Here is a 4,363-nt window from a genome sequence, read left to right on the forward strand (position 1 = left end):
GACAGGCTGGCGCGGCGCCGCCGCAAGAGCGCGAAGCCCGCCGCGGTGACCAGCACGGCGCCGCCCATCACGAAGGCCAGCGACGGATCCCAGGCGCCGGCAAGGTCCAGGAAGCCCAGCACCTTGGCCGGGTTGGCCATGCCGGAAACAATGAGGCCCAGGCCGAACACCAGGCCCGATGCGAAGGCGATCAGCGCAACCATGTCAGAGCGCTCCCAGATGACGGGTGACGTAGACCACGGCAAAGCCCGCGGCCATGAACAAAGCGGTGGCGGTCAGCGAGCGGCGCGATCCGCGCGACACGCCGCAGACGCCGTGGCCGCTGGTGCAGCCCGAGGCGTAGCGCGTGCCTATGCCGACCAGCAGGCCCGCGACGATCAGGCGCGTGGTGCTGGCCTCGACCACGACGGGCGGCAAGGCGCTGCCCAGCCGGTACAGCCAGGGTGAAGCCAGCAGGCCGATCAGAAAGGCCAGCCGCCACATGCCGTCGCGCTCGCCCTGAAGCAAGCCGCCCACAACCCCGCTGATACCCGCGATGCGTCCCGCACCCGCCATCAGCAGCACGGCAGCCGCGCCAATGAGCAGGCCGCCCGCGGCTGCGGACCAGGGAGTGAAGGCGGACCAGTCCAGGTTCACTTGAGTGACTCCATGGCGCGGCCGCAGTACAAACTCGATAGCGTCTTCATGACCTGGCTGACCTCGAAACTGGCCATCTGGTAATAGACGTATTTGCCTTCGCGGCGCGTTGCGACCAATCCTTCATCGCGCAGCACGCCCAGTTGCTGGGACAGCGTGGGCTGATGGATGCCGGTCAGCGATTCGAGTTCGCTTACGTTGCGTTCGTTCTGGACCAGCTGGCACAGCAGCAGCAGGCGGTCTTCGTTGGCCAGCGCCTTGAGGAGCGCGCAGGCCTGGGAGGCGGATTCGCGCAAGACGGCGACTTCGCACTCGGTCAGGGCTTCATTCATTTGATGCGTATCAATCGGCGTGAGAGAGTTTGATCATTATATTGACCAATATAATATCCAACAATATTATTGAAATATATATAGTGTTTCATTGTGCAGCGACTCGCTGCGACACGAGCGTCCATGTCACCCCAGATCCAGGCTTTCTTCGATCCCGTCACCGCCACCGTCACCTATGTCGTGCATGAGCCCGCGCCGGGCGGCGCCTGCGCCATCATCGACTCGGTGCTGGACTACGACCCCAAGTCCGGCCGCAGCAGCACCGCCAGCGCCGACCGGGTGGCGGACTACGTGCGCCAACGTGGCCTGAAGACCGAATGGCTGCTGGAAACCCATGCGCATGCCGACCACCTGTCGGCGGCGCCCTACCTGCAGCGGCGGCTCGGCGGGGTCATCGCCATCGGCCAAAGCATCCAGACCGTGCAGGGCGTGTTCAAGAAAATCTTCAACCTGGAACCCGAATTCCAGCTGGACGGCTCGCAGTTCGGCCATCTGTTCGCCGACGGCGAAACTTTCCGCATCGGCGCGCTGACGGCGCAGGCCATTCACGTGCCCGGCCACACGCCGGCCGACATGGCCTACCTGATCGGCGACGCGGCTTTCGTCGGCGACACGCTATTCATGCCGGACGTGGGCACGGCGCGCTGCGACTTCCCCGGCGGCGACGCCCATCAGTTGTACCGTTCCATCCAGCGGCTGCTGAGCCTGCCCGCCAGCACGCGGCTGCACATGTGCCACGACTACCCGCCCGCCGGACGCGAAGCCTCCTGGCAGACCACGGTGGCCGAACAGCGCCGCGCCAACATCCACGTGCGCGACGGCATCAGCGAAGAGGAATTCGTGGCCATGCGCACGCGGCGTGATGCCACGCTTTCCATGCCTACCCTCATCCTGCCCGCCATCCAGGTGAACATCCGCGCCGGCCACTTTCCGCCGCCCGAGGACAACGGCGTGCGCTATCTGAAAATCCCCGTCGACGCGCTCTGACGGCGGCGGCTGGGGCCGCGATCCGGGCTTGCGCCCCCCGGGCTTATCCCGCAAGATCGTCCGATCGCAGAATTGCCGATCAGACGGATCCCCCATGTTTGCAGAAGCCGAAGCCGACCCCAGCCTGTCCAAGGAAGAATTCAAGCCGCTGGAGGCGAAGCTGCGCGTCGCCTTGCTGAACGCGCAGTACCAGCGCCTGCAGAAGGCTGACAAGACGCTGCTGATCGTGATCGCCGGCATAGACGGCGCCGGCAAGGGCGCCACCGTCAACCTGCTGAACGAGTGGATGGATCCGCGCCACATCAAGACGCTGGCCTATGGGCCGCGCGAAGGCGCCGCGCTGCAGCGTCCGCCATTTTGGCGCTACTGGAACGACCTGCCGCCCAAGGGCAGCACCGGCATCGTCTTCGGCTCCTGGTACGCGCCGCTGCTGCTCGAAGCGACGCGCAAGAAGCCTGACCAGAACAGCATCGAGGCGCAGGCCGCCGCGATCCGCCACTTCGAGGCCATGCTTGCCGCCGAAGGCGTGCAGATCGTCAAGCTCTGGTTCCACTTGTCGGCCAAGGCGCAGAAGGCCCGGGCCGAGCGCCTGCTGGCCAGCCCCGAGACCTCCTGGCAGGTCAGCCCGATCGACCTGAAGGTCTACAAGAAGTACGACCGCATCCGCAATGCCGGCCAGGTGGTGCTGAACCGCACGGACAGCGGCCACGCGCCCTGGGTCGTGATCCCCAGCGCGGACGAGGACATCCGCGCCGCGCGTACCGCCGAAGCGGTGCTGGCCGCCATGCGCCAGCGCGGCGTGCCCCGCATCCCGCCCGCCTTCGTGGCGCACGCCCGGACCACCCGCGTCGTCGATCGCCTGGGCGAACTGGACTACGACGCCAAGACCGACAAGGACGACTACGAATCCGAACTGGGCCTGCTGCAAGGCCGGCTGGCGCGCGCGGCGCGTTCGAAGAAGTTCCAGGCACGCTCGCTGGTGCTGGTGTTCGAAGGGCAGGACGCGGCTGGCAAGGGCGGCGCGATCCGGCGCGTGACGCATGCGCTGGATGCGCGGCAGTTCGACATCACGCCCGTATCCGCGCCCAACAGCGAGGAACAGGCCCGGCCCTATCTGTGGCGTTTCTGGCGCCATGTGCCGCGCCATGGACGCATCGCCATCTTCGACCGCTCCTGGTATGGCCGCGTGCTGGTCGAGCGCGTCGAGAAACTGACCACCCCCGCCAACTGGCGCCGCGCCTACGCCGAGATCAACGACTTCGAGGGGCAACTGGCCGCCAGCGGCGCGCTGGTGCTGAAGTTCTGGCTGGCAGTGACGCCGGACGTGCAGCTGGAGCGCTTCAAGGAGCGCGAGAATTCCCCCTTCAAGAATTTCAAGATCACGGCCGACGACTGGCGCAACCGCGACAAATGGAAGGACTACGCGGCCGCGGCCAACGAGATGCTGGCGCGTACGGACCTCGCACACGCGCCGTGGCATCTGGTGTCGGCCAACGACAAGCGCTACGCTCGATTACAAGTGCTGCGACACATCGTCAAAGCCATGGAAGACCAACTCTGAATCCCGCCTGGAGGCAGCAAGCCATGAGTACCGCAGAAATCCGTCCCATCGTCGCCGCCGACTTCGAAGCCTGGCTGCCGCTATGGAAGGGCTACCAGGAGTTCTATCGCGTCAACATCGACGATGCGGTCACGCGCAACACCTGGGCGCGCTTCCTGGATCCTGCCGAACCCATGCACGCGGCGCTGGCCTATGAGAGCGGCCGGGCCGTCGGCATGGTGCACTGGATCTTCCACCGTTCCACCTGGACCGCGGGCGACTACTGCTACCTGCAAGATCTGTACGTGGACCCGGACGTACGCGGCACCGGCGCCGGCCGCAAGCTGATCGAGCACGTGTATGCGCAGGCCGCCGCCGCCAACTGCTCGCGCGTGTACTGGCTGACCCACGAGACCAACGCCACCGCCATCCAGCTCTATGACCGCATCGCCGACCGCTCGGGCTTCATCCAGTACCGCAAGGTGATGCCGTGAGTGCGCGCGACCCCAACTGTCCACTGTGCCAGGAGGACGGCGGCACGCTGCTGTGGCGCGGTCCGCACCTGCGCATCATCGAAGTGGACGACGCCGACTATCCTGGCTTCACCCGGGTGGTCTGGAACGGCCACCTGGCCGAGATGACCAGCCTGTCCACCCATGGCCGCGACCTGCTGATGCGGGCCGTGTATGTGGTGGAAGAAGCGCAGCAATCGGTCCTGGGGCCCGACAAGATCAACCTGGCCTCGCTGGGCAATATGGTGCCGCATCTGCACTGGCACGTGATTCCGCGCTGGCGCGGCGACCGCCACTTTCCGGATCCGATCTGGGCGCCGCCGCGCGTCGCGGCCGGTGCGGAATCCGCGGAATGG

General features: G+C 66.3%; 7 protein-coding genes. 4 read left to right on the top strand and 3 right to left on the bottom strand.

Annotation, left to right across the window (positions count from 1 at the left end; all coding sequences use genetic code 11):
* The 3 genes from VIR09_RS14330 to VIR09_RS14340 all read right to left on the bottom strand — a co-directional run.
* A partial coding sequence (locus VIR09_RS14330; RefSeq protein ID WP_332013469.1) for a DUF6691 family protein occupies window positions 1-203 on the bottom strand: 203 nt, incomplete at its 3' end.
* A 1-nt stretch (window position 204) separates the two neighbouring features.
* Window positions 205-636 (bottom strand): YeeE/YedE family protein, encoded by a 432-nt coding sequence (locus VIR09_RS14335; RefSeq protein WP_332013470.1) that lies wholly within the window; start codon window positions 634-636, stop codon window positions 205-207.
* A complete protein-coding gene (locus VIR09_RS14340; RefSeq protein WP_013396782.1) occupies window positions 633-968 on the bottom strand; it encodes an ArsR/SmtB family transcription factor in 336 nt (111 codons plus the stop codon). The genes VIR09_RS14335 and VIR09_RS14340 overlap by 4 nt, the downstream gene beginning before the upstream one ends.
* Window positions 969-1,091: 123 nt before the next feature.
* Here VIR09_RS14340 and VIR09_RS14345 point away from each other — a divergent pair, with 123 nt between their 5' ends.
* The 4 genes from VIR09_RS14345 to VIR09_RS14360 form a co-directional block, all read left to right on the top strand.
* On the top strand, window positions 1,092-1,955 hold the full coding sequence (locus VIR09_RS14345) for an MBL fold metallo-hydrolase (protein WP_332013471.1): 864 nt from the start codon (window positions 1,092-1,094) through the stop codon (window positions 1,953-1,955).
* A 94-nt stretch (window positions 1,956-2,049) separates the two neighbouring features.
* On the top strand, window positions 2,050-3,516 hold the full coding sequence (gene pap / locus VIR09_RS14350) for a polyphosphate:AMP phosphotransferase (RefSeq protein WP_332013472.1): 1,467 nt from the start codon (window positions 2,050-2,052) through the stop codon (window positions 3,514-3,516).
* A 23-nt stretch (window positions 3,517-3,539) separates the two neighbouring features.
* Window positions 3,540-3,989 carry a GNAT family N-acetyltransferase gene (locus VIR09_RS14355; RefSeq protein WP_332013473.1) on the top strand — a complete coding sequence of 150 codons (450 nt, stop codon included), beginning with the start codon at window positions 3,540-3,542 and terminating at the stop codon, window positions 3,987-3,989.
* Window positions 3,986-4,363: HIT family protein (locus VIR09_RS14360; protein ID WP_332013474.1), on the top strand; the 378-nt coding region annotated here is incomplete at its 3' end. The genes VIR09_RS14355 and VIR09_RS14360, both read left to right, overlap by 4 nt.

Source organism: Achromobacter sp., assembly GCF_036567245.1.
GTDB lineage: Bacteria > Pseudomonadota > Gammaproteobacteria > Burkholderiales > Burkholderiaceae_B > Achromobacter.